Source organism: Stenotrophomonas sp. Br8, assembly GCF_014763005.1.
GTDB classification, from domain to species: domain Bacteria; phylum Pseudomonadota; class Gammaproteobacteria; order Xanthomonadales; family Xanthomonadaceae; genus Stenotrophomonas; species Stenotrophomonas lactitubi.
In genome coordinates, this window is sequence record NZ_JACGTN010000003.1 from 115,982 (window position 1) to 138,619 (window position 22,638).

Here is a 22,638-nt window from a genome sequence, read left to right on the forward strand (position 1 = left end):
CTGGTCCGATTTTGATGCAACGCAGCATCCGGCCTGCGCGTTCGACCCCATCCCCGGTAGCGCCGGGCCATGCCCGGCGGCTGTTCCCGGCACCGCGCGTCAAGACAGCTCAAGTATCTCGTCACCGGCCTCGTCGACCTCGCCGGTCGCCTTCCAGCCCAGATGCCGATAGAAGCCATACGAGCGCGAACGCGGGTCCGCCGAGCAGGCCAGGAACAGGCGGGTGTGGCCTGAATCGCGGGTCAGGCTGACCACCTCCTGCAGCAGCTGCCGGCCGACGCCGCGGTTCTCGAATTCCGGCAGCAGGGCCAGCACCAGCACCTCGCCGCTTTCGCGGTCGGCAAAGCAGTAGCCGGCCATCCGCTCGCCCTCCCAGGCGACGCGGCCGATGGAATCGCCATCGGCGATGCCTGCGGCCCAGCTCTCTTCGGTGATGCCCAGTTCGGCCAGCTGCGCGGCGCTGAAGGCGTTTTCGCGGGTGCGCCCACGAAGGTCGATGCAGGCAGCGGCATCATCGGGGAGGGCATCGCGGTAGTGGATCGTCATCTGGGAAACCTGTGGTCGAACGGACCCACATGATTGTGGACGACCCGCATGGAGATTGGATGGAGACGGCGGCGGTCTTCAATCACTGCCGATGGTGAAGTATTCCGCCGCGAAGTAGGCCAGTTGATAGGCCAGTGTCGCTGCGGCCAGCACCAGTTGCATGCGCGCGCTGCGCAGATGCCATCCCAGCGCCGCAACGATGAGCATCAGCGCCGTGTGCAACGGGTAGGCATCCCCCAGCAGCCGCCATCGGCTTCCCCCCTTGATCGCGGTGTCCACAAGGTCCAGTAGCGTCAATATCGCGATCACCCCGAAGATCCAGCGCCGCCGCTGCATCAGGTAGTGGCCGTAACTGCCGTAGTCGCGCAGATCGTCGGGAAACAGCAGCGCGCACAGCAGGAACCAGGTCGCGCTGTAGGTGATCACGAACAGATAGGTTTCAAATGTCCAGCGATGCACTTCAACGAGGCGGAATTCCCACCACCAGAAGGTGACCAGCGACACCAGCGTCCACATCACCCAGCACAGGTGCAGCGCCGAACAGCCACGCCGCTGCGGGTGTTCGATGATCTGCGCCAACCCCTTCAGCAGGGTGGTGATGGACAGGCCGAGGATGATCCCCATCACCACGCGGATATGCAGGAATACCGGTTCGGTTTCCATCAGCCAGCCCCCTCGTCGGTTGCGCCGATGCTTGCACAAAAAGGGGACGTAGGGATCAAGTCGTTTGTGGCAAGAAGGACTTGATCCCCTCGCTGCCCTCTTTTCAGCGCCTGCGCTGCACCAGCGCCGAGGCGGCGTCCAGCACCGCCCGGGTCAGCAGGGCCATGGTCTGCACGTCGCCCTTCCAGTGCTGCCAGTACAGCGGCACGTCTTCCCACGCGCGCTGCCGCACATACACCAGGCGCCCGGCATCCAGATGGCGCTTGACCAGCGGCAGGGGGTTCATCGTCCAGCCGAGCCCGCCCAGATTGGCCTGGACGAAGGCACGGGTGGAGGGAATCCACCAGGTCGGCGCAGTGCTGGGCAGGTCGGCGCCGGCCATGCGCCGGGCGAATCGCGACTGCATGTCGTCCTTGCGGTTGAACACCAGCACCGGTGCCTGCGCCAGTGCCTGCGCGGTGACGCCCTTGGCGAAATGGCGCTCGCGGAATTCCGGCGTACAGGTCGCGGCGTAGCGGATGCTGCCCAGCGCGTGGATCTGGCAGCCCTGCACCGGCTCGTCCAGGGTGGTCACCGCACCCAGCACGGTGCCCTGGCGCAGCAGCTCGACGGTGTGGTCCTGGTCTTCCACCCGCAGGTCCAGGGTAGTGCCGGTGCCCTGCGCGAACTGCTGCGCGGCCTGCGGGAACCAGGTCTCCAGACTGTCGTGGTTCACCGCCACCGGGATGCTCGCCTGCGGCAGGTCTTCGTCGGCCAGGCCCATTCGGTGCAGGGCATCGTGCTCCAGCAGGGCGGTCTGCTCGGCCAGCTGCACCAGCAGCTGGCCTTCGGCGGTGGCAGTCGCCGGCGTGCCACGTTTGACCAGCAGCCGGCCGATGCGGTCTTCCAGTGCCTTGACCCGCTGCGAGATGGCCGAGGGGGTGACGTTGAGCGACTGCGCGGCACGGTCGAAGCTGCCTTCGCGGATCACTGCAGCCAGGGCCCGCAGCTGGGCATGGTCGATGCGCATGGCGATTAAGCTCCGCTAATGTTGGTTTAGTAAGTTTAGCTCGTCTTTTCTATGTTGCGGCGCGACAATGGCGCCCGTTCCGGTGCTGTCCGCCTTCGCGAGGCACCGCTCCCCCCAAGCAAGACAAGGTAGTGAATCCCATGTTCTCGGTCATCTCCGCCAGCACCGGCCTTGGTGCCTGGTTCAGTGGTGCGGCTACCGGCATCGGCCTGTTTGCCGTGGTCGGCGCCCAGAGCGCCTTCATCCTGCGTCAGGGCATCCTGCGCAAGCACATCGTGCCGGTGGTGGCCACCTGTGCGGCCATCGATGCGATCTTCATCTTCGCCAGCGTGGCCGGCCTGCGCACGCTCACCACAGCGTTGCCGTGGCTGACCACCGCCGTCCTCTGGACCGGCGTGGCCTTCCTGGCCTGGTATGCGATGAAGTCGGCACGCCGTGCGATCGCCGGCGGCGGCGGCATGGGCGAAGCCGATAGCGATGACGGCAGCCGCCGTGCGGTGCTGATGGCGGCGGTCGGCTTCTCGCTGATCAACCCGCACTTCTGGCTGGACATGATGGTGATCGGCTCGATCGCCGAGAACTTCGGCAATGCACGCATGGCCTTCGCGGCCGGCGTGGTCACCGCCAGTTGCCTGTGGCTGACCGCGCAGGGCCTGGGCGCGCGCCTGCTGGCACCGCTGTTCACCAAGCCCAGCACCTGGCGCGTGCTGGACGGCACCATCGCGGTGATCCTCAGCATCCTGGCCCTCACTCTGGCGGTGCGCGGGGTCCATTGACCCGGCGCACGCCCCCCGAACCCACGTCCTGACTCTCTCTCCAAGGTAAAGGTAGTGGTAACGACGGCACCGGCAACGGTGCCGTCGTTTTTTCTGTCCACTGGCGGATGCGTCGACGGGTTGCCTAGAATCGGCCTGCGGACAAGGGGTCCGTCTCCAAGGGGGAAGGATGCGCAGGACTGTGCTTGCCGTGCTGCTGTGCACGGTCGTGGGAGGGGCGACGGCGGGGGCCGGCGAGGTCGATCTGGACCGCTATCTCCGGCAGGAAGCGTTTACCGACATCAGGATTTCGCCCGGGGGCGAGTACGTGGCTGCCACGGTCCCGATCGAGGCGGGCACTGCGCTGGCGATCTACAGGATCGCCGACATGAAGATGGTCGGCACCTTCCGGCCGCCCCGCAACAACCATGCCCACACCTTTGATTGGGTCAGCAATGACCGTCTGCTGGTGGGAATGGCGCAGAAGTTCGGCGTGCTTGATCGCCCCGCGCTCACCGGCGAACTGTTCGGTATCAACGCCGATGGCAAGGGCGGTGAACTGCTGGTCGGCTACCGCACGGCTGAAACCGGCCTGGGCACCAACATCAAGGTCAAGCCGGCCGGCATGGTGGCAGCGTTCCTCACCGACGAATTGAAGGATGACGACCGCAACGTACTGGTTGCGGTAACACCGTTCACGGCCAACGCCTTCACCCAGTTGGAGCGGATGGACGTGAACACCGGTCGCCGCAATGCCGTGGCGCGGGCGCCGATCGCACAGGCGGAATTCACTACCGATGCCCAGGGTGAGGTGCGCTTTGCCTACGGTTCCGGCACCGACGAGACGAACAAGAAGCTCTATTACCGCGCAGGTGCCAGCAGCGAGTGGGTGCTGCTGAACGATGAGGCGCTCAGCCGACGCATCGAGGCGGCTATCGGCTTCTCTGCTGATGGCCGCCTGGCCTATCTGCAGACCGAGCAGGCCGAGGGACCCGATGCAATCGTCAGTTGGGACCCGCAGAGCAACGAGCGTCGGGTGGTACTGCGCGATGAGGTGGTCGATCCGCATCGGATCATCTTCCGGCCGGGAACCCGCGTGCCGGTGGGAGCCGAGTTCCTTGGCGACGTGCCACGGACGCGCTTCTTCGACGAAGCCTCGGCCGAAGCGCGCCTGTACCGCAGTCTCGAGGCAGGGCTGGGCGGCCCCGTGTACATCACCTCCAGTACCCGCGATGGCCGCACGGTGCTGGTGGAATCGCACTCCGCGCGCAACCCGGGCGACTTCTATCTGTACGACACCATCGACAAGAAGGCGCGCCACCTCATCAGCCGCAGTGACTGGATCGATCCGGCGCAGAGCGCCGTCGTCCAACCGGTCAGCCTGAAGGCGCGTGACGGGTTGGCGCTGCATGGCTTCCTCACCCTGCCGGCAGGCCAGCCGGCCACCGGCCTGCCCATGGTGGTGATGCCACATGGTGGGCCGATCGGGATCTTCGACGACGGAACGTACGACGTGGATGCGCAGATGCTGGCTGCTGCCGGCTATGCCGTGCTCCAGGTCAACTACCGTGGTTCGGCCAACTATGGGCGTGCGCACGCCCAGGCCGCGAAGCTGCAGTGGGGACGGGCGATGCAGGACGATGTCACCGATGCCACGCGCTGGGCCATCGCTGAAGGCATCGCCGACAAGAGCCGCATCTGCATCTACGGCGGCAGCTATGGCGCCTATGCGGCGATGATGGGACCGGTGCGCGAGCCCGGCCTGTATCGCTGCGCTGCCGGCTATGTCGGTGTCTATGACCTGCCGTTGATGTACGCCCGCGGTGACATCCAGGATGATGCATCCGGATTGACCTATCTGCGCGAATGGGTCGGCCGCCCGAAGGAGCTGGTGGAGCAATCACCGGTCAACCTCGCCGCACAGATCCGCGTGCCGGTGCTGCTGGCGGCAGGAAGGGAAGATCAACGCGCACCGGTGGTGCATACCCAACGCATGGAGGCGGCGCTGAAGCAGGCCGGCACGCCGGTGGAAGCGCTGTACTACAAGGCCGAGGGGCACGGTTTCTACAGTCCGGCCAACCGGCGTGACTACTACACCCGGTTGCTTGCCTTCCTGTCGCGCAGCCTGGGCGGCGAAGCCGCCAGCGCGACCGCAGGTGCTGACAAGGCGCCGTGAGGCAGACCAGCCGCGTCCTGCGGACCCGATGCCGGGCAGGGGATGCCCGGCTTCAAGGAGAACGTCATGAAGCATGCAAGGGTGCTGGCCGCATTGATGGCCATCTGCGGCGCGGGTGGGGTGGATGCCGCGGAGGTTTCGCTGGACGGCTATGTACGTCGTGCGGAGTTCAATGACATCCAGCTCTCGCCCACCGGCGAGTACCTGGCCATGACCTTGCCGCTGGACGGCGCAACTGCCGTGGCGGTGCTGCGTACCGACACGATGGAGCTGGTCGGCAATTTCCGGCCGCCACGCAACAATCATGCAGCCGAGGTCGACTGGGTGAGTGATACCCGCCTGCTGATCGGTCTGGCCGAAAAATGGGGTCCGCTGGACCAACCGCGGCCGACGGGCGAACTGTATGCCATCGACGCCAATGGCAAACGCGGTGATCTTCTGGTCGGTTACCGTGCGCGCCCGGACGAGCCCGGCTTCGTGACCGGGCGGGTGGCCGAGCAGGTGGCTGCATTCCTGGCCGATCCGCTGCCTGCCGACGAACGCAATGTATTGATCTCGCTGTGGCCATTCGCCAACGACACCAATACGCGCCTGGAAAGGATGGACGTCATCACCGGGCGCCGCATCCCCGTTTCGCGTTCACCGGTGCAGCGCGCGACGTTCACCACCGACAATCAAGGTGAACTGCGCTTCGCCCACGGTGCCGCTGCCGACAATGTCAACAAGCTCTACTACCGCGAAGGGCGCGATCGTTGGGCGCTGGTCAACGACGAAGGCAACAGTCACCGCATCGAACGCCCGATCGGCTTTTCCGCCGACAACCGCCTGGCCTACCTGGTGGTGGAGCAGGCCCGCGGCCCGGACGCGGTGGTCAGCTGGGACCCGGTCAGCGGAGAGCGGCGCACGCTGCTGCAGGACGATACCGTTGACCCTACCCGCGTGGTCTACCAGCCCGGCACACGCGTGCCGGTGGGCATCCAGTTCGTCGGCGCTGTTACGCGTACGGCCTTCTTCGATGAGCAGTCGCCGACCGCCAGCATCCAGCGCAAGCTTGAAAAGGCGTTTCCAGGGCAGGCGGTGAGCCTGCTCTCCGGCACCCGCGACAACGCTCGCCTGCTGGTGAAGGTGAGCTCGGCGACCAATCCCGGCGATTATTTCCTGTACACCACCGCCACCCGCAACGCCGCTTTTCTCACCAGCCGCCATCGCTGGTTCGATCGCGAGAGCGGTGCCAGCGTGCGCCCGGTTACCCTGGCTGCGCGGGATAGCCTGCCGCTGCACGGCTTCCTAACCCTGCCCAAGGACAGTGATGGGCACAATTTGCCGATGGTGGTGGTCCCGCACGGTGGCCCGATCGGTGTGTTCGATGACGGTGGTTTCGAGCGCGAGAATCAGTTGCTGGCCGACGCCGGTTACGCGGTGCTGCAGGTCAACTTCCGTGGCTCGGGCAATTACGGCCGGGCGCATACACAGGCCGCTGCCCAGCAATGGGGCCGCGCGATGCAGGACGATGTGACCGACGCCACGCGTTGGGCGATCACCCAAGGCATCGCCGACGGCGGACGCATCTGCATCTACGGCGCCAGCTACGGTGCGTACTCGGCGATGATGGGTGTCGTGCGCGAGCCCGGGCTGTACCGGTGCGCGGCAGGCTATGTCGGCGTGTACGACCTGCCGTTGATGTTCAAGCGTGGCGATATCCAGGATCGTGCTTCGGGCGTGACCTACCTGCAGCAGTGGCTGGGCGACCCGGCGACACTGGATGCCGTGTCGCCGGTCAACCTGGCGGCACGCATCAAGGTGCCGGTGCTGCTGGCCGCTGGTCGTGAAGACCTTCGCGCGCCCGTGCAGCACACCGAGCGCATGGAGGCCGCGTTGAAGCAGGCCGGCGTACCGGTGGAAGCGGTGTACTACCCACGCGAGGGGCATGGGCTGTACAGCGAAGCCAACCAGCGCGATTACTACACCCGGTTGCTTGCCTTCCTGTCGCGCAGCCTGGGCGGTGGTACGGCAGCAGCCGCGACGGCTCCGAGCAAAGCCAAGGCACCCTGAAACAGATGCGGCGGCAACCGCGATGGTTGCCGTCGCAGCGACCCGCCAATGGGCGTTACTTCACCCCGTGCATCATCCGCTTCAACAGCGGCGCGGCGATGAAGGCCAGCAACGCGCAGCCCAGACCGATCCACATAAGCAGCCAGAACAGGTGCGCATAGGCGCCGGCGGCAGCGGCCATGTCCAGTGTTTCGCCTTCGGGCACGTCAATCGCCGCCAGTTTGCCGAACAGGGCAGCCAGTGTTTCCGAGAAGGCCGTGGCGAGGAACCAGGTGCCCATCATCAGGCTCATCACCCGCGGTACGGCCAGCTGGGTCACCGCCGACAGGCCGACCGGCGACAGGCACATCTCGCCGCTGGCCAGCAGGAAGTAGGCCAGTACCAGCCACCACACGCTGGCCATCTCGCCGGTGGCGCCGACGTGCTGCGCGGCCAGCGCCAGCGGCACGAACGACAGCGCGCCGATCACCAGGCCCCAGGCTGATTTCACCGGCTTGCCCGGTTCCCAGCCGCGGCGGTCCATCCACGTCCACAGCGCAGCGAAGGCTGGCGCCAGCAACACCAGGAACAGGCCGCCCAGATAGGTCAGCGAACCGGCGGTCTGCGGAATCACCAGGCAGTCACGCACCAGCAGCACCAGCATCAGCGCAACGATGCCGATGAAGAACGTACGCGGCGCGGCCGAACCAGGACGGCGTTCGGACAAGCGCGCGCTGACCACGAAGCCCAGCGGCGCCAGCAGCAGCGACACGATCGACCACGGCAGCGGCGAGCCTTCGCGGATCACCAGCGCCGGCACGATGTCCTTGGTCAGCAGGCGATCAGTAAAGGTCACCCACGAGCCGTACGACTGCTCGTACATCGTGAAGAACACCAGCGCCATGAAGATCAGCACCATCAGCGCGATCATCTGCTGGCGCTGCACCGGCGTGCACTTCGTGCCGGTGAACCACGCGAACCAGACCAGCACGCCGCCCAGCACCACCAGCATCAGCATCAGCGCCAGGCTGATTTCACCGCCAAGCGCGAAGGCACCGTTGCCGGCCGCCCACATCAGCCAGGCCACCGGCAGCACGCCGATCACCGCGCACAGGTAGATCAGCCATTCGCGCGGCAGGCCCAGCACCTTCTGCTTCAACGTGGCCGGCTGCGGCGGTTCGGCGTGGCCCTGCAGGTACTTCTGGCCCCACAGGAACATCGCCAGGCCGGCGATCATGCCGATGCCGGCCGCACCGAAACCATACTTCCAGCCGTAGACCTCGCCGAGGAAACCGCACACCAGCGAGGAGAACAGGGCGCCCAGGTTGATGCCGGCGTAGAACAGCGAGAAGCCCGAATCGCGGCGCGGATCGTCCTGTGGGTAGAGCTTGCCGACGATGGTGGAGATGTTCGGCTTGAGGAAGCCGACGCCCATGATGATCAGCGCCAGCGACAGGTAGGTCACGGCCAGTGCCGAGGTGTCGCGCACCACTTCACCATTGACCCGGTACGCCGCGTGGCCCTCGAAGGCCATGCCGAGGTGGCCGAGCACCAGCAGGATGCCGCCGAACAGCACCGCCCGGCGCATGCCCAGCCAGCGGTCGGCCAGCATGCCGCCGAACACCGGGATGCAGTACACCAGGCCGCCGTAGGCACCGAGCAGGTCCAACCCGGCCTTGTCGCCGAACAGGTGGTATTTGGTGAGATACAGCAGCAGCAGCGCCTTCATGCCGTAGAAGGAGAAGCGCTCCCACATTTCGGTGAAGAAGCAGACGTAGACGCCCTTGGGGTGACCCAGGAAGTCGTCGGAAGCGATAGCAGTGGAATTCATCGCGGAATTATAGGCCCGCGCCCGCTTTCAGTAGATCCACGCCATGCGTGGATGGCCGCCCCGGTACATGGCCTACAGATACCGCAACCAGGCCAGGTCGCGTCGCCGTGCCTTGAACCGCGCGAACGCCCGCGTTGGTGGATACAGCACCACCGCCAGCGCGCAGGCCACCAGCAGCAGGCCGGCCACCGAGTCCAGTGCATACAGGCAACCGTGGGTCGGGCCCCAGGCCTTCAGCGCGGCCAGGTACAGCAGCTTCAGCACGTACAGGTGCAGCAGGTAGAAGAACATCGGCGCTGCACCGATATCGGCCAGCGGCCGCAGCGCACGCGCCAGCGGCGGCCACTCATACAGCCGCAACAGCAGCAGGCCCGCGCCAAGGGTCAGCAGCAGGAACTGCAGCGAGGGCGGGTACTTGGTGATGTTGAACACGCTCATCCACGTGCGCAGCGTGGTCTGCTGGTACTGCCAGGGCGCGTCGCCATAGTCGTTGGCGAAGCGCAGCAGGGCGAAGGCGGCCAGCGCGCCCAGCCCGGCCCACAGCAATCGCTGTCGGCGCTGTTCCGGGTCGCTGCTGGCAGCGAACCACGGCGCCATCAGGTAGCCCAGCGCGATCACCCCGATCCACGGCAGCACCGGGTAGGAGGTACGCAGGCTCAACGGCCCCGCCTCGATCCAGTCACGCTGGTGCAGCACCTTCCACAGCACCGCCAGGGCGCCGTCGCCCTGCACGCGTACGCCATCCAGCAGGTTGTGGCCAACCACCAGCGCCACCGCCAGCATCGCCAGCACCGGCCGCGGCAGCCACAGCAGGCCAGCCAGCGCGATCATGCTCAGGCCGATCGCCCAGATCACCTGCAGGTACACCGTGTCCGGCGGGAACTGGAAGGTCCAGGCGAAGTTGACCAGGGTCAGTTCCAGCACCACGAGGAACAGGCCGCGCTTGAGCAGGAAGGCGGCGATGGCGCGGCGCGGGTCGGCCTGGCGTTGACCATACAGCCACGCCGACAGGCCGGTCAGCAGCACGAACACCGGTGCGCACAGGTGCGCCAGCAGGCGGCAGGCGAACAGGGCAGGGGACACGGTCGCCGCGTCCATCGGGTCGCTCACCTGGTACTGCAGGAAGAACGTCTCGCGGACGTGGTCGAGCAGCATCAGCAGCATCACGGTGCCGCGCAGCTGGTCGATGGAGGCCAGCCGGGGGGAGGCAGAGGAGGGCATGCGGTGGGGGCGTATGGGGCGGCGGAAAGTTATAACATAGCGTTTGCGGCATGCCCACTCGGGCTTTGCCGCATCGGTTCGCTGGCCGTGCCGCTGCGGGTCTGTGTCTGTTCCGTGCTCGGCCCCCATCCTTTGGCACGCTGGACTTGCTGGCCCCTGAACGCTAGCGTGCAAGGGATTTTTTGCCAGCAGGGGCTTTCATGAACCATGACGCTGCGCCCAAGCAGCTCACTTTCCGCGCGGTGGTCCTTGCCATCGTGCTGGCGGTGGTGCTGTCGGCCGCAAACGCCTATCTCGGTCTGTTCGCAGGCCTGACCATCGCCACCGCGATTCCCGCCGCGGTCATTTCCATGGGCGTGCTGCGCCTGCTGGGTGGCGGTTCCATCCTTGAGAACAACATCGTGCAGACCGGCGCTTCGGCCGGTTCGTCGATCGCCGCCGGTGTGATCTTCACCATCCCCGCGCTGGTGATCATGGGCTACTGGCCGGACTTCAAGTACTGGTGGGTGCTGGGCATCGCCGGTCTCGGTGGCCTGCTGGGCGTGCTGTTCTCGGTGCCGCTGCGGCGTTCGATGATCGTCGAAGACCCGCTTCCGTTCCCGGAAGGCAAGGCGGCGGCCGAAGTGCTCAAGGCCGGTGAAAACCCCGGCCCGGGCCTGAAGATCCTCGGCCTGTCGGCAGTGATCGGTGCCTTCGTGAAGCTGGCCGCGGAAAGCGGCATGCGCCTGATCCCCGATGCCTGGGCCACCTCGGCCTATGTCGGCAGTTCCAAGATCACCGCGTTCATCGGTACCAACCTGTCGCCGGCGCTGCTGGGCGTGGGCTACATCGTCGGCCTCAACGTCGGCATCGTGGTGGTGTCCGGCTCGATCCTGACCTGGCACATCGCCATTCCGATCTACCAGGCGTTCTTCATGAACACCGATCCGGCGCTGGCCGCCTCGATCGCCACCGCCTCGTCCACCGAAGCGGCGTTCGCCATCTGGGGCGCGAAGATGCGTTACCTGGGCGTCGGCGCGATGCTGATCGGTGGCATCTGGACCCTGATCTCGCTGCGCAAGTCGCTGCTCAACGGCGTCAAGAGCGGCTTTGCGGCCGCGCGCAAGAGCGGTGGCCCGGTACTGGCGCACACCGAGCGCGACCTGCCGATGAAGTGGATGCTGGTGGCCCTGGTGGTGTTCACCCTGCCGCTGCTGGCGCTGTACCAGGCCATCGTCGGCCAGTGGCACGTATCGATCCCGATGACCCTCATCATGATCGTCGCCGGCTTCCTGTTCGTTTCGGTATCGGCCTACCTGGCCGGTCTGATCGGCTCGTCCAACAATCCGGTCTCGGGCATCACCATCTCCACCATCCTGTTCGCTTCGGCGGTGCTGGTGCTGCTGCTGGGCAAGGATGGCCTGCAGCCGGTCGGTGCCTTCGGTGCGCCGCTGGGCGCGGTGGCCGCGATCATGATCGGCGCGGTGGTGTGCTGTGCCGCCGCCGTGGGTGGCGACAACCTGCAGGACCTCAAGGCCGGCTACATCGTCGGTGCCACCCCGTGGAAGCAGCAGCTGATGCTGGGCATCGGCGCGTTCTCGTGCGCGCTGATCATGGCCCCGGTGCTGAACCTGCTGGCCACCGCCTACGGCATCGGCGTCAAGTCGGAGCTGCATCCGAATGCGCTGGCCGCACCGCAGGCGAACCTGATGGCGTCGGTGGCCAAGGGCCTGTTCGGCGGCGAGCTGCCGTGGACCTTCATCGGCATCGGTGCCGTGGTCGGTGCCGCCATCATCGCGTTCGACAGCTGGCTGAAGTCGCGCAACTCGCGTTTCCGCGTGCCGGTGCTGGCCGCGGCGATCGGCATCTACCTGCCGCTGGAACTGATGGTGCCGATCTTCCTCGGTGGCCTGATCTCCTACCTGGTCGAGCGCTTCCACAAGGTGCGCGCCGATGACGAAGAGGGCCGCGACCGCGTGCACAAGCCGGGCGTGCTGTTCGCTGCCGGCCTGATCACCGGTGAGGCGCTGATGGGTATCGCCATCGCCGTGCCGATCGTGGTCAGCAGCCGCGCCGACGTGCTCGCCGTGCCGTTCCACCTGCCGGCCGCGCAGTGGATCGGCCTTGCCGTGCTGTTCCTGGTCGGCTGGCTGATCTACCGCACCGGCAAGCGCGCCGTGGCATGACGCCCACGGGGTCGGATCCCTTCCCGCAGGGAAGGGCTCTGACCCCATGCTGGCAGCGTTTGGGGTCAGAGCCGATTCCTGCGGAATCGGATCCGACCCCGACCTCCGACAAACCGCGCTTCGGCGCGGTTTGCTTTTTCTGGCGGCAGCTCAGCCCGGGCCATGACCGATGGCCTTGGCAGGCCCGGCCGCGCAGGCCTACCATCGGTTTTTTGCCGTCCTGCGGAGACCCCGATGAAACTGCGTCATGCCCTGCTGCCACTGAGCCTGCTGGCTGCCCTGCCCAGCGTCGCCGCTGCCCGTGGCCTGGAAATCCGCGACATGGTGGCCATGGACCGCGTCTCCGCGCCGGTACTGACCGCTGACGGCGGCACCGTGGTGTTCGCCAAGCGCAGCACCGATGCCAACCTCAAGGCCAGCACCGCCCTGTTCGCGCGTAACCTGCGCACCCGCGATGCGGCACCGCCGAAGCAGATCACCCCGGCCGGCTGGAACGTCAACTCGGCCTCGTTGTCGGCCAATGGCCAGACCGTGTACTTCCTGAGCGCCAAGAACGGCAGCCAGCAGCTGTACTCGCTGCCGATCACTGGCGGTGCTCCGCACCAGCTGACCGATTTCCCGGTGGACGTGGACAGCTACCACGTGTCGCCGCAGGACGACCGCGTGCTGTTCAGCGCCGGCGTGTTCCAGGCCTGTGCCTCGGACCTGGCCTGCACCGAAAAGAAGCTGAAGGACGTGGCCGGCGCCAAGGCCAGCGGCAAGGTCTTCGATTCGCTGTTCGTGCGCCACTGGGATACCTGGAACGACGGCCGTCGCAACACCTTGTTCGTCGCCCCGCTGCCGGCGGCCAAGGCCGGTGCGGTCAAGGGCGCTTCGGCGCTGAGCGCGACCATCGATGGTGACGCTCCGTCCAAGCCGTTCGGTGGCAATGATGATTTCGCGTGGTCGCCGGATGGCAGCAGCGTGGTCGCCAGCATCCGCGTGGCCGGCAAGCAGGAGTCGTGGTCGACCAACTTCGACCTGTACCGCTTCGATGCCGCCGGCAAGCAGGCGCCGGTCAACCTGACCGCCTCCAACCCGGCCTGGGATGCCGGCCCGGTGTTCAGCGCCGACGGCAAGACCCTGTTCTACCGCGCGATGAAGCGCCCGGGCTTCGAGGCCGATCGCTTCGGCCTGATGGCGATGGACCTGGCCAGCGGCAAGACCCGCGAGATCGCTCCGCAGTGGGACCGTTCGGCTGGTGGCATCGCCCTGTCCGCCGACGGCACCAGCATCTACACCACTGCCGATGACCTCGGCGAACACCCGCTGTTCCAGATCGATGTGGCCAGCGGCAAGGCCACCAAGCTGATCGGCGACGGCAGCGTCACCGCTGTCGACGTGGCCGGCAACAGCGTGGCGATCACCCGCAACAGCCTGAAGAGCAACGACCAGGTGCTGGTCGGCCTGCTGCCGGCCGCTGGCGAGCCGATCGGTGCGCTGCGCGCGCTGACCCCCGCCGCTGGCGAGGTGCTGAAGGACGTGTCGTTCGGCGACTACGAGCAGTTCGAGTTCAAGGGCTGGAACAACGACACCGTCCATGGCTATGTGGTCAAGCCGCACAACTACCAGGAAGGCAAGTCCTACCCGGTCGCGTTCCTGATCCATGGCGGCCCGCAGGGCAGCTTCGGCAATGGCTGGAGCTACCGCTGGAACCCGCAGACCTATGCGGGCCAGGGCTACGCGGTGGTGATGATCGACTTCCATGGCTCCACCGGTTACGGCCAGGCCTTCACCGATGCGATCAGCCAGCACTGGGGTGACCGTCCGCTGGAAGACCTGCAGAAGGGCTGGAGCGCGGCGCTGAAGAAGTACGATTTCCTCAACGGTGACAAGGCCTGTGCACTGGGCGCCAGCTACGGCGGCTTCATGGTCAACTGGATCGCCGGCAACTGGAACAGCCCGTTCAAGTGCCTGGTCAACCATGACGGCGTGTTCGACCAGCGCATGATGGGTTACGCCACCGAAGAACTGTGGTTCACCGAATGGGAGCAGGGCGGTACCCCGTACCAGAAGGCGGCGAACTACGAGAAGTTCAATCCGGTCAACCACGTGGCTGACTGGAAGAAGCCGATCCTGGTGATCCACGGCCAGCAGGACTTCCGCATTCCGGTCGAGCAGGGCCTGGCCGCGTTCACCGCTGCCCAGCGCCAGGGCATCGAGTCGAAGTTCCTGTACTTCCCGGATGAAAACCACTGGGTGCTGAAGCCGAACAACAGCATCCTGTGGCATGACACCGTCAACGCCTGGCTGAAGCAGCACATCGGCGAATAAGCGATACCGGTGCCGCCCTTCGGGGCGGCGCTTTTGTTTCGCCATCTGCTTCACCGGTGGGTGCCGACCGTTGGTCGGCACACCTTCCTGAGCTTCCGCCAACAGCAGCCGAGCGCGGCTCGGCTCTACAAGAGCGCCTGCATGCCTTCGACTGCCCTGATCCAGAACGACATCGTCGTCTTCGGTTTGATCGCCGCCACTCTTGGCGCCGTGTTCTGGACCGCTTCGCGCGAGCAGGGCCTGTGGAAGCGCTTCTATACCTTCGTGCCGGCGCTGCTGCTGTGTTACCTGCTGCCGGGCATCTACAACACATTCGGCCTGATCGACGGGCAGAACACCAAACTGTACAACCCGGTCGCGCGTGACATCCTGCTGCCGGCGGCGCTGATCCTGTTGACCCTGGCGGTGGACATCAAGGGCATCCTGCGGCTGGGGCCGAAACTGGTGCTGATGTACCTGGGTGCCTCGGCCAGCATCATGCTGGGTGCGGTGGTGGCGTTCCTGGTGATGCGTGCGATCCATCCCGATACCGTCGCCGGCGATACCTGGGCCGGCATGGCCGCACTGGCCGGCAGCTGGATCGGCGGTGGTGCCAACATGCTGGCCATGCGCGAAGTGTTCGACGTCAACGCGACCACCTTCGGCCAGTTCGCGGTGGTCGATGTGGGGGTTGGCTACGTGTGGATGGCGGCGCTGATCTTCCTCGCCGGGCGCGCGGCGAAGATCGATGCACGCAGTGGAGCCGACACGTCGGCAATTGATGAGCTGAAAGAGCGCATCACCCGCTTCCAGGCCGAACACGAGCGCATCCCCAGCCTGACCGACCTGATGCTGATCGTGGCCGTGGCCTTCGGTGGCGTCGGTCTTGCCCACGCCATCGGCGCGCCGCTGGCGGCGTGGTTCAAGGTCAATGTCAGCTGGGCATCGCAGTTCAGCCTGGATGCGCCGTTCGTGTGGGTGGTGGTGCTGTCGACCACGCTCGGCCTGGGGCTGAGCTTTACCCGGGCTCGCAACCTGGAGGGTGCGGGCGCCTCACGACTGGGCTCGCTGCTGCTGTATTTCCTGATCGCCTGCATCGGCATGCAGATGGATCTGCTGGCGCTGCTGGATCGCCCGTGGCTGTTCCTGCTCGGCATCATCTGGATCAGCGTGCACATCGCGCTGCTGTGGTGCCTGGGCAGGCTGCTGAAGGTGCCGTTCTTCTACTTCGCCATCGGCTCGCAGTCGAACATCGGCGGCCCGGCCTCAGCGCCGGTGGTGGCCGCTGCGTTCCATCCGGCGCTGGCACCGGTGGGCGTGCTGCTGGGCACGATGGGGTATGCCACCGGCACCTATCTGGCGTATGTGGTCGGCATCACCCTGCGCGCGCTGGCAGGGCAGGGTTGATCCTGTAGAGCCGAGCCCATGCTCGGCTGCTTGTGCATTTGTGCAGGCAACGGCGAAGAGCAGCCGAGCATGGGCTCGGCTCTACAGTAGATCCACGCCATGCGTGGATGCTTTACGCCTGCAGCAACCCGCGTTCGATCAGCCACGCTCTGGCGTCTTCGGCATCCTGCTCGAACCACGCCTTCGTCGACCCCAAGCGATACGTGTAGCCCCACGCATCCATGTCGGCCATCAGCCGCTCGCTGCCGACGCCAGGCAGGTGCCCGGCCAGCACGATCTGCAGGTAGCAGGTGGCGTCTTCTTCGGGTACCGAATCGGTGGCGTCGGTATGCACCTGCGCGCGCCGCTCCGGCGGCAGCACGATCAGGTGGCAGGCCTCGTGCAGCATCGAGTGCACCGGCGTGTCATCGCGCACGTACACGTCGCTGGCGATGATGCCGGCCTCGGGCTCGCCCCAGTAACTGCCCGGGATCGGTTCGCCGGCCGCAACGTGGTGCAGCCGCAGCTCATGTGCAGCGAGCAGGCGCTGGGCATCGGCGAAGGCGATGTCGCCGACGCGGGTAACGTTCGGTTCGGGCGTGGTATCAGTCATGCGGGTCAGGCAGCCCCGCCCATGCAGGCACGGGCGGGGCAGGGGGTCAGGGTTTGTCCGGGCCTTCAGGCAGCGCCACGGAAATGTCCAGCACGTCGTGCTGGCCATCCTTGACCAGATCCACCTTCACTGCATCGACGTCGATGTTGACGTACTTCTTGATCACTTCCAGCAGCTCGCGCTGCAGCAGCGGCAGGTAGTCGGGACCGCCACGGTGGCTGCGCTCCTGCGCGATGATGATCTGCAGGCGGTTCTTGGCGGTTTCGGCGGTGGTCTTCTTCGCTTTGAGGAAATCAAACAGGCCCATGCTTACCCTCCGAACAGCTTGCTGAAGAAGCCCTTCTTCTCGACGTTGGTGAAGCGCATCGGGCGTTCTTCGCCGAGGATGCGTGCGACGGCGTCGTCATAGGCCTGGCCGGCAGCGGATTCGCCATCCAGGATGACCGGTTCGCCCTTGTTGGAGGCATTGAGGACGTCACCCGATTCGGGGATCACGCCGATCGCCTTCAGGCCGAGGACCTCCTCGACGTCGGTGATGCTGAGCATCTCGCCGCTTTCCACGCGCACCGGGGTGTAGCGGGTCAGCAGCAGGAAGGCCGGCACGTCCTGGCCGGATTCGGCCTTGTGGGTCTTCGAATCGAGCAGGCCGATGATGCGGTCCGAGTCGCGTACCGAGGACACTTCCGGGTTCACCACCACCACTGCGCGGTCGGCGAAGTACATCGCCAGGAAGGCGCCTTTCTCGATGCCTGCCGGGGAGTCGCAGATGATGTACTCGAAGCCGTCGGCGGCCAGGTCCTTCAGGACCTTGCCCACGCCTTCCTGGGTCAGCGCATCCTTGTCGCGGGTCTGCGAGGCAGCCAGCACGAACAGGTTGTCGAAGCGCTTGTCCTTGATCAGGGCCTGCTTGAGGGTGGCTTCGCCGTGCACGACATTCACGAAGTCGTACACCACGCGGCGTTCGCAGCCCATGATCAGGTCGAGGTTGCGCAGGCCGACGTCGAAGTCGATCACCGCCACCTTCTTGCCACGCTTTGCCAGGCCGCATGCAAGGCTGGCGCTGGAAGTGGTCTTGCCGACGCCGCCTTTGCCGGAGGTGACTACGATGATTTCAGCCAAAGGACTTCTCCTGATGATTCTGTTTGAGGTGCTGCGTCAGTCCAGCGCAGCGATCTTGATCTGGTCCTGTTCCAGCCACACCTGCACGGCCTTGCCGCGCAGGGTTTCCGGGACATCGTCCAGCACCTTGTAATGGCCTGCAATGGCGACCAGTTCCGCATGGAAATCACGGCAGAAAATGCGTGCCGCGGTGTTGCCCTGGGCCCCTGCCAGCGCACGGCCGCGCAGGGTTCCGTAGATATGGATGCTGCCATCGGCGATGACCTCGGCGCCGGCGCCGACGGTGGCCATCACGGTCAGGTCGCAGTTTTCCGCATACAGCTGCTGGCCAGAACGCACGTTGCCCAGCTGCATGCGACCCGGCTGTGGCGCGGCGGCATCGGCCGCCTTGCCCATCGGCGTGGCCGGAGCCGCTGCCGGTGCGGCCTTCGCCTCGGCCCGCGCGGCACGCCGCGGTTCCGGTGCGGGTGCCGGCGGCGGGGCAGGCTCTGCTTCGGCGCGCTCGTACTGGGCGCGGAACTTGGCCAGCAGCGGCAGGCCGAGCTGCTGCGAGAGCAGGTCGACCGCGCTGGTGCCATAGGCCAGTGCCACCGGCAGTACGCCGGCACCGCGCAGGCCATCCACCAGCGCCTGTGCCGTCGCCACGTCGGGCACCTGGCTGAGGCCGCCGAAGTCCAGGATCACCGCTGCACGGCCGAACAGCTTCGGCGCACGGCTCACCCGCTCCTGCATTTCCTGCACGAGGCGTTCAACATCAAGGGTGCGGATGCGCAGGTTGGCGATGCCCACCTGGCCGATCTTCAGTTCACCGGCCTGTTCGTAATCGAAATTCACCGCCACGCTCAAGTCCCCGTCGACCGCTGTGCCTGCGCCGGCAGCTGCCGGTCGCGTGCCCACGCCACATCGGGCAGCTTGCCGCCGTAGGTTTCGTTCACCCACGGGAAACTGCACAGTTCCTTGGCCAGCATGCTGGCCCGCACGTCCACCTGCGGCATGGTGTTCTGGCCCAGCTCGCGGAAGCCGAAGCTGCCGTGGAAGAGCAGGGCGGCATCGGCGCCGTGGTCCAGGAACACTTCGCAGGTCATCTGCGGGTAGCGCAGTTCGGCAAAGCTCTGCGCATCGGCGTAGAACGCACGGCCGACGCCACCACCGCGACGGCGGCTGGCGACCACGATGCGGTCGATATAGAAGAAGGGGGTGTTCAGCTGCTGCTTGAACCAGGCGAAATTGCTGCTGTCGTGCTGGCTGTCGCTGCCGAAGCCGATCAAAAAACCGGCCAGGTTGCCGTCGCGCTCGGCGACGCGGAAATACTCAGCGGTTGCATAGAACAGGCGCAGGCGCTCGGCATCCAGGGGAAGGATGGCCAGGCCAGCATTGTTGTTCAAAGCCAGGACGGAATCGAGCTCGTGCTCGCGCACGTCGCGGATGACAATCGACATTGTGACTCCGTGGGGTAACGCGGTTGGTCCATTACAAGACCCTGCGCACGATTATTGCATGCCCGGGGTGGGCTGCGGCATGAACAGGGGGATATGCCCAAGCATGACTTTCGGCGCTTGGGAGCAGCCACACACAGGCTACGATGGGTGATGCTGGCCCGACTCAACCACAATGCGATGCTGCGCTACTCCGGGTTGTTCACCTGGGGCACCGTCGGCCTTTGGCTTGCGATCTACCTGATCGACCCGGTGTCGCTGACGCTGGAGAGCCTGGACGGCGAGGCCGGCTTCCGGATCATTCCCTGGGCGTCGGCCTACCTGGCCTTCGGCTTCGTGTACTGGGTGCTGACCCGCTCGCTGGGCGAAAGCCGGCCCGGCTTCTTCGACCATGCCGCGCTGATCCTGCTGACCGCCTGCGCGATCGGCGTGAGCTATTTCTCCGGCACCGCGCTGGGCAGCATCCTGCTGATGGTGGTGGCCGGCCTGCTGCCCTGGTTGCTGGGCCCGCGCATCGGTGTGGTGTGGCTGGTGGCCAGCAACCTGGCCGTGCTGCCGGTCTACATCCAGCCACTGGGCTTCCCGCCGGTCATCGCCGTGCTGCAGGCCGTCGGCTACATGGGCTTCTCCAGCTTCGTGTTCGTGATCGCGCTGGTGGCCCGCCGCCAGGCCGAGGCGCGCGAGGAGCAGCGCCGCCTGAATGCCGAGCTGCGCGCCACCCGTGCGCTGCTGGCCGAAAGCGCGCGGGTGAACGAGCGCACCCGCATTTCGCGCGAACTGCACGACCTGCTGGGTCATCAGCTGACTGCGCTGACCCTGAACCTGGAAGTGGCCGGCCATCTGGCCGAGGGCCAGGCGCTGGAGCACGTGAAGCGCTCCCATGCCCTGGCCAAGCTGCTGCTGGGCAACGTGCGCGAGGTAGTCAGCCAGCTGCGCGAGACCGGCGCCATCGACCTGGCCGCTGCCCTGCGTCCGCTGACCGAGCACGTGCCTTCGCTGGACATCCAGCTGGAGATCGAAGAGCCGCTGAACGTGGAAGACCCGCAGCGGGCCCATGTGCTGCTGCGCTGCACCCAGGAGATCATCACCAACACGGTGCGCCATGCCGGCGCCCGCCACCTGTGGCTGCGTGTGTACCGTGAGGTCCCGGACCAGGTCGTAGTGGAAGCCCGCGACGACGGTGTCGGGGCGGAAACGGTCAATGTGGGCAATGGTTTGCGCGGCATGCGCGAACGCCTGCAACAATGTGGAGGCCAGCTGCAGGTGGAGACCCGCCCCGGCGAAGGCTTCCGGCTGCGGGCGACGGTACCGGCAACGGTGCTGGCGGCCCTTACCCAGGTTCCTGAAGGAGTGCGTTGATGATTCGCGTCTGCCTGGTCGACGACCAAACCCTGGTGCGGCAGGGGATCCGCTCGCTGCTGGCGCTCGACGACGGCATCGAAGTGGTGGCCGAGGCCGCCGATGGCCGCCAGGCCGTCGAGCTGATCCCGCAGATCCGTCCGGACGTGGTCCTGATGGACATGCGCATGCCGGTGATGTCCGGGCTGGAGGCGCTGCAGGTGCTGTCACGGCAGGAACAGCTGCCGCCGACCATCATCCTGACCACCTTCGACGATGACCAGCTGGTGCTGGCCGGGCTCAAGGCCGGTGCCAAGGGCTACCTGCTCAAGGATGTGACTCTGGCGCAGCTGGTCGGGGCGATCCGCACGGTGGCCGATGGCGGTTCGCTGGTGCAGCCGGCGGTGACCCAGCGCCTGCTGTCCGGGCTGGAGCACATGCGCAACGACTTCGTCAGTCTGGACCGCCCCGACCCGCTGACCGACCGTGAGACCGAGATCCTGCGGCTGATGGCCAGCGGTTTCTCCAACAAGGAGATCGCCAATTCGCTGGGGGTCGCCGAGGGCACGATCAAGAACCATGTGTCCAACATCCTCTCCAAACTGGGCGTACGTGACCGTACGCGTGCGGTCCTGAAAGCGTTTGAACTCCAGTTGGTGTGAGGAAAATCCTTTAACGACAAAGACTTGGCATGCAGTCCGGGCCCGGATTCAGGGTTGCCCCCTGTTTGCCCCCTACTTGCCGGGTACGCGGATGCGTTACCCTTCGAATTCTTTGTCCATACAAATGCGCAGCCGGCACGGAAACCGGTGCGCCAATCCCGATAACCAATGCCCGCGAAGCCTGCTAGGATTGGCGCTTCGCTTCAATCAACCCGGCCGTGGGATCGGCCCCGGAGACTCTCTGAATGACCCGTATTATCGAGTTCCTGATCGCCTTGGGGATCGTGGCTGGCCTGTTCGTCATCATTGGCGTCTGTCTGCCGGGCGAGCGTCACATCACCGAAAGCATCGAGACCAACCGCAAGATGACGATCGTGTACGACACGGTCAGCAGTCTGCGCCGCTTCAAGGACTGGAACCCGCTGGTACTGCGCGATCCCGCCGTTGAACTGAAGCTGTCCGGCCCGGTCTCCGGCGTCGGTGCCACTCTCGACTTCACTTCCAAGGACCTGGGCACCGGTTCCTGGAAGGTGACCGAAGCCGAAGAGAACAAGCGTGTTGTTATCGCCATCGACGACGCCACCAAGGGTCACGACAAGGTCAGCACCTTCACCCTGGAGCCGACCGGCAAGGGCGGTCGCAACGTCAAGATCACCCAGGACTACTCGGTGAAGTATGGCTTCGACCTGTTCGGCCGCTACGCAGGCCTGTATGTCAGCCGCCAGATCGGCGATGACATCAAGATGGGTCTGTCGCGCATGGCGAACATGCTGGCCACCGTGCCGAATGTCGACTACCGCACTTCCGAAGCTCCGCTGACCGATCTGGGTATCGTCGATGTCCCGGCCGAGGACCTGCTGGTCGTCACCGCCGGCAACGTCGATCGTGGCCAGGACTCCATCAGCAAGTCCATCAAGGACAACCAGGAGTGGATCAAGCGCGTGATCGAGGCCAATGGCCTGGAAGCCGCAGGTCCGCTGCGTATCATCACCACCGATTTCGGTGCTGAGAAGTACGCCTTCGACATCGCCCAGCCGGTGAAGAAGAAGGGTGCCGAAGGCGTGCCGGCCGAACAGCTGACCGTCAAGATCGACGGTGGCGCTCCGGTCAAGTACGTCCGCGTTGCTCCGCACCGTTCGGCGCATGCGGCCTACACCGGCCACATGGCAGGTCTGGACGTTGCCCGCAGCGCCCTGCGCGCCTGGGCCGTGACCTCGGGTAACGAAGTCATCGACCGTCCGTACGAAACCTGGAAGGACGGCGTGGACAAGTCGTTCACCCCGGAAGCGACGTACGACATCTACTGGGCCGTCAAGTAAGCCTCGGCTGACCCATGTAGTGTTGGACACGAAAACGCGCCGCTTCCTGCGGCGCGTTTTTTTTTCATCCCGAGCC

At 65.8% G+C, this 22,638-nt stretch carries 19 protein-coding genes; 9 read left to right on the plus strand and 10 right to left on the minus strand.

What is annotated here, in order from left to right:
* Positions 1–99: 99 nt before the first annotated feature.
* The 3 genes from H3005_RS01870 to H3005_RS01880 form a co-directional block, all read right to left on the minus strand.
* Complete coding sequence (locus H3005_RS01870; protein WP_191077494.1) at positions 100–546, minus strand: GNAT family N-acetyltransferase; 447 nt, start codon at positions 544–546, stop codon at positions 100–102.
* A 78-nt stretch (positions 547–624) separates the two neighbouring features.
* The gene (locus tag H3005_RS01875) at positions 625–1,209 is read right to left on the minus strand and encodes a hypothetical protein (RefSeq protein ID WP_099819359.1); all 585 of its coding nucleotides are present in this window, start codon (positions 1,207–1,209) and stop codon (positions 625–627) included.
* Positions 1,210–1,312: 103 nt separating this feature from the next.
* Complete coding sequence (locus tag H3005_RS01880) at positions 1,313–2,218, minus strand: LysR family transcriptional regulator ArgP (RefSeq protein WP_100551831.1); 906 nt, start codon at positions 2,216–2,218, stop codon at positions 1,313–1,315.
* A 140-nt stretch (positions 2,219–2,358) separates the two neighbouring features.
* On the opposite strand from H3005_RS01880, the gene H3005_RS01885 reads away from it, so the two are divergent.
* The 3 genes from H3005_RS01885 to H3005_RS01895 all read left to right on the plus strand — a co-directional run bounded on the left by H3005_RS01885 (position 2,359) and on the right by H3005_RS01895 (position 7,201).
* Positions 2,359–2,994 (plus strand): LysE family transporter, encoded by a 636-nt coding sequence (locus tag H3005_RS01885; protein WP_025873889.1) that lies wholly within the window; start codon positions 2,359–2,361, stop codon positions 2,992–2,994.
* Between the two features lie 169 nt (positions 2,995–3,163).
* Positions 3,164–5,149, plus strand: a complete 1,986-nt coding sequence (locus H3005_RS01890; RefSeq protein WP_191077495.1) for a S9 family peptidase — start codon at positions 3,164–3,166, stop codon at positions 5,147–5,149.
* A gap of 66 nt (positions 5,150–5,215) precedes the next feature.
* Positions 5,216–7,201 carry a prolyl oligopeptidase family serine peptidase gene (locus tag H3005_RS01895; RefSeq protein WP_191077496.1) on the plus strand — a complete coding sequence of 662 codons (1,986 nt, stop codon included), beginning with the start codon at positions 5,216–5,218 and terminating at the stop codon, positions 7,199–7,201.
* A gap of 55 nt (positions 7,202–7,256) precedes the next feature.
* Here the strand turns inward: H3005_RS01895 and H3005_RS01900 are convergent, their stop codons facing one another.
* Together H3005_RS01900 and H3005_RS01905 are read right to left on the minus strand one after the other, a co-directional pair.
* Positions 7,257–9,011 carry an oligopeptide:H+ symporter gene (locus tag H3005_RS01900; protein ID WP_100551834.1) on the minus strand — a complete coding sequence of 585 codons (1,755 nt, stop codon included), beginning with the start codon at positions 9,009–9,011 and terminating at the stop codon, positions 7,257–7,259.
* 72 nt (positions 9,012–9,083) lie between these two features.
* Positions 9,084–10,232 carry a heparan-alpha-glucosaminide N-acetyltransferase domain-containing protein gene (locus tag H3005_RS01905; RefSeq protein ID WP_100551835.1) on the minus strand — a complete coding sequence of 383 codons (1,149 nt, stop codon included), beginning with the start codon at positions 10,230–10,232 and terminating at the stop codon, positions 9,084–9,086.
* A gap of 200 nt (positions 10,233–10,432) precedes the next feature.
* Here H3005_RS01905 and H3005_RS01910 point away from each other — a divergent pair, with 200 nt between their 5' ends.
* From H3005_RS01910 to H3005_RS01920, 3 genes are all read left to right on the plus strand, one after another.
* Positions 10,433–12,397 (plus strand): oligopeptide transporter, OPT family, encoded by a 1,965-nt coding sequence (locus tag H3005_RS01910; protein WP_089239520.1) that lies wholly within the window; start codon positions 10,433–10,435, stop codon positions 12,395–12,397.
* Positions 12,398–12,631: 234 nt separating this feature from the next.
* Positions 12,632–14,710: a S9 family peptidase gene (locus H3005_RS01915; RefSeq protein ID WP_100551836.1), complete on the plus strand. Its 2,079-nt coding sequence runs from the start codon at positions 12,632–12,634 to the stop codon at positions 14,708–14,710.
* Positions 14,711–14,851: 141 nt separating this feature from the next.
* Positions 14,852–16,096 (plus strand): DUF819 family protein, encoded by a 1,245-nt coding sequence (locus tag H3005_RS01920; RefSeq protein ID WP_100551837.1) that lies wholly within the window; start codon positions 14,852–14,854, stop codon positions 16,094–16,096.
* A 112-nt stretch (positions 16,097–16,208) separates the two neighbouring features.
* Here the strand turns inward: H3005_RS01920 and H3005_RS01925 are convergent, their stop codons facing one another.
* The 5 genes from H3005_RS01925 to H3005_RS01945 are packed head-to-tail and all read right to left on the minus strand — an operon-like array spanning position 16,209 to position 19,246.
* A complete protein-coding gene (locus H3005_RS01925) occupies positions 16,209–16,688 on the minus strand; it encodes a hypothetical protein (RefSeq protein WP_100551838.1) in 480 nt (159 codons plus the stop codon).
* A gap of 46 nt (positions 16,689–16,734) precedes the next feature.
* Complete coding sequence (gene minE / locus H3005_RS01930) at positions 16,735–16,995, minus strand: cell division topological specificity factor MinE (protein ID WP_005408532.1); 261 nt, start codon at positions 16,993–16,995, stop codon at positions 16,735–16,737.
* 2 nt (positions 16,996–16,997) lie between these two features.
* Entirely contained in the window at positions 16,998–17,807 is an 810-nt protein-coding gene (gene minD / locus H3005_RS01935; RefSeq protein ID WP_089239526.1) for a septum site-determining protein MinD, read from the minus strand.
* 36 nt (positions 17,808–17,843) lie between these two features.
* Positions 17,844–18,647, minus strand: coding sequence for a septum site-determining protein MinC (gene minC, locus H3005_RS01940; RefSeq protein ID WP_100551839.1), 804 nt, complete (start codon positions 18,645–18,647; stop codon positions 17,844–17,846).
* Between the two features lie 2 nt (positions 18,648–18,649).
* Complete coding sequence (locus H3005_RS01945; protein ID WP_100551840.1) at positions 18,650–19,246, minus strand: GNAT family N-acetyltransferase; 597 nt, start codon at positions 19,244–19,246, stop codon at positions 18,650–18,652.
* A 150-nt stretch (positions 19,247–19,396) separates the two neighbouring features.
* Between H3005_RS01945 and H3005_RS01950 the strand changes: the two genes are divergently transcribed.
* From H3005_RS01950 to H3005_RS01960, 3 genes are all read left to right on the plus strand, one after another.
* A complete protein-coding gene (locus H3005_RS01950) occupies positions 19,397–20,602 on the plus strand; it encodes a sensor histidine kinase (protein ID WP_025873874.1) in 1,206 nt (401 codons plus the stop codon).
* Entirely contained in the window at positions 20,602–21,243 is a 642-nt protein-coding gene (locus tag H3005_RS01955) for a response regulator transcription factor (RefSeq protein WP_025873873.1), read from the plus strand. Before H3005_RS01950 ends, H3005_RS01955 begins: the two co-directional genes overlap by 1 nt.
* Before the next feature lie 245 nt (positions 21,244–21,488).
* Positions 21,489–22,562, plus strand: coding sequence for an SRPBCC family protein (locus tag H3005_RS01960; protein WP_100551841.1), 1,074 nt, complete (start codon positions 21,489–21,491; stop codon positions 22,560–22,562).
* The last annotated feature ends 76 nt before the right edge of the window (positions 22,563–22,638 follow it).

Coding starts and splice junctions, on each gene's coding strand:
- H3005_RS01925 (WP_100551838.1), bottom strand. CDS start 16,688: ATGACTGATACCACGCCCGAACCGAACGTTACCCGCGTCGGCGACATC.
- H3005_RS01885 (WP_025873889.1), top strand. CDS start 2,359: ATGTTCTCGGTCATCTCCGCCAGCACCGGCCTTGGTGCCTGGTTCAGT.
- H3005_RS01955 (WP_025873873.1), top strand. CDS start 20,602: ATGATTCGCGTCTGCCTGGTCGACGACCAAACCCTGGTGCGGCAGGGG.
- H3005_RS01880 (WP_100551831.1), bottom strand. CDS start 2,218: ATGCGCATCGACCATGCCCAGCTGCGGGCCCTGGCTGCAGTGATCCGC.
- H3005_RS01910 (WP_089239520.1), top strand. CDS start 10,433: ATGAACCATGACGCTGCGCCCAAGCAGCTCACTTTCCGCGCGGTGGTC.
- H3005_RS01890 (WP_191077495.1), top strand. CDS start 3,164: ATGCGCAGGACTGTGCTTGCCGTGCTGCTGTGCACGGTCGTGGGAGGG.
- minE (WP_005408532.1), bottom strand. CDS start 16,995: ATGGGCCTGTTTGATTTCCTCAAAGCGAAGAAGACCACCGCCGAAACC.
- H3005_RS01905 (WP_100551835.1), bottom strand. CDS start 10,232: ATGCCCTCCTCTGCCTCCCCCCGGCTGGCCTCCATCGACCAGCTGCGC.
- H3005_RS01870 (WP_191077494.1), bottom strand. CDS start 546: ATGACGATCCACTACCGCGATGCCCTCCCCGATGATGCCGCTGCCTGC.
- H3005_RS01945 (WP_100551840.1), bottom strand. CDS start 19,246: ATGTCGATTGTCATCCGCGACGTGCGCGAGCACGAGCTCGATTCCGTC.
- H3005_RS01875 (WP_099819359.1), bottom strand. CDS start 1,209: ATGGAAACCGAACCGGTATTCCTGCATATCCGCGTGGTGATGGGGATC.
- H3005_RS01920 (WP_100551837.1), top strand. CDS start 14,852: ATGCCTTCGACTGCCCTGATCCAGAACGACATCGTCGTCTTCGGTTTG.
- H3005_RS01915 (WP_100551836.1), top strand. CDS start 12,632: ATGAAACTGCGTCATGCCCTGCTGCCACTGAGCCTGCTGGCTGCCCTG.
- H3005_RS01900 (WP_100551834.1), bottom strand. CDS start 9,011: ATGAATTCCACTGCTATCGCTTCCGACGACTTCCTGGGTCACCCCAAG.
- H3005_RS01960 (WP_100551841.1), top strand. CDS start 21,489: ATGACCCGTATTATCGAGTTCCTGATCGCCTTGGGGATCGTGGCTGGC.
- H3005_RS01895 (WP_191077496.1), top strand. CDS start 5,216: ATGAAGCATGCAAGGGTGCTGGCCGCATTGATGGCCATCTGCGGCGCG.
- H3005_RS01950 (WP_025873874.1), top strand. CDS start 19,397: ATGCTGGCCCGACTCAACCACAATGCGATGCTGCGCTACTCCGGGTTG.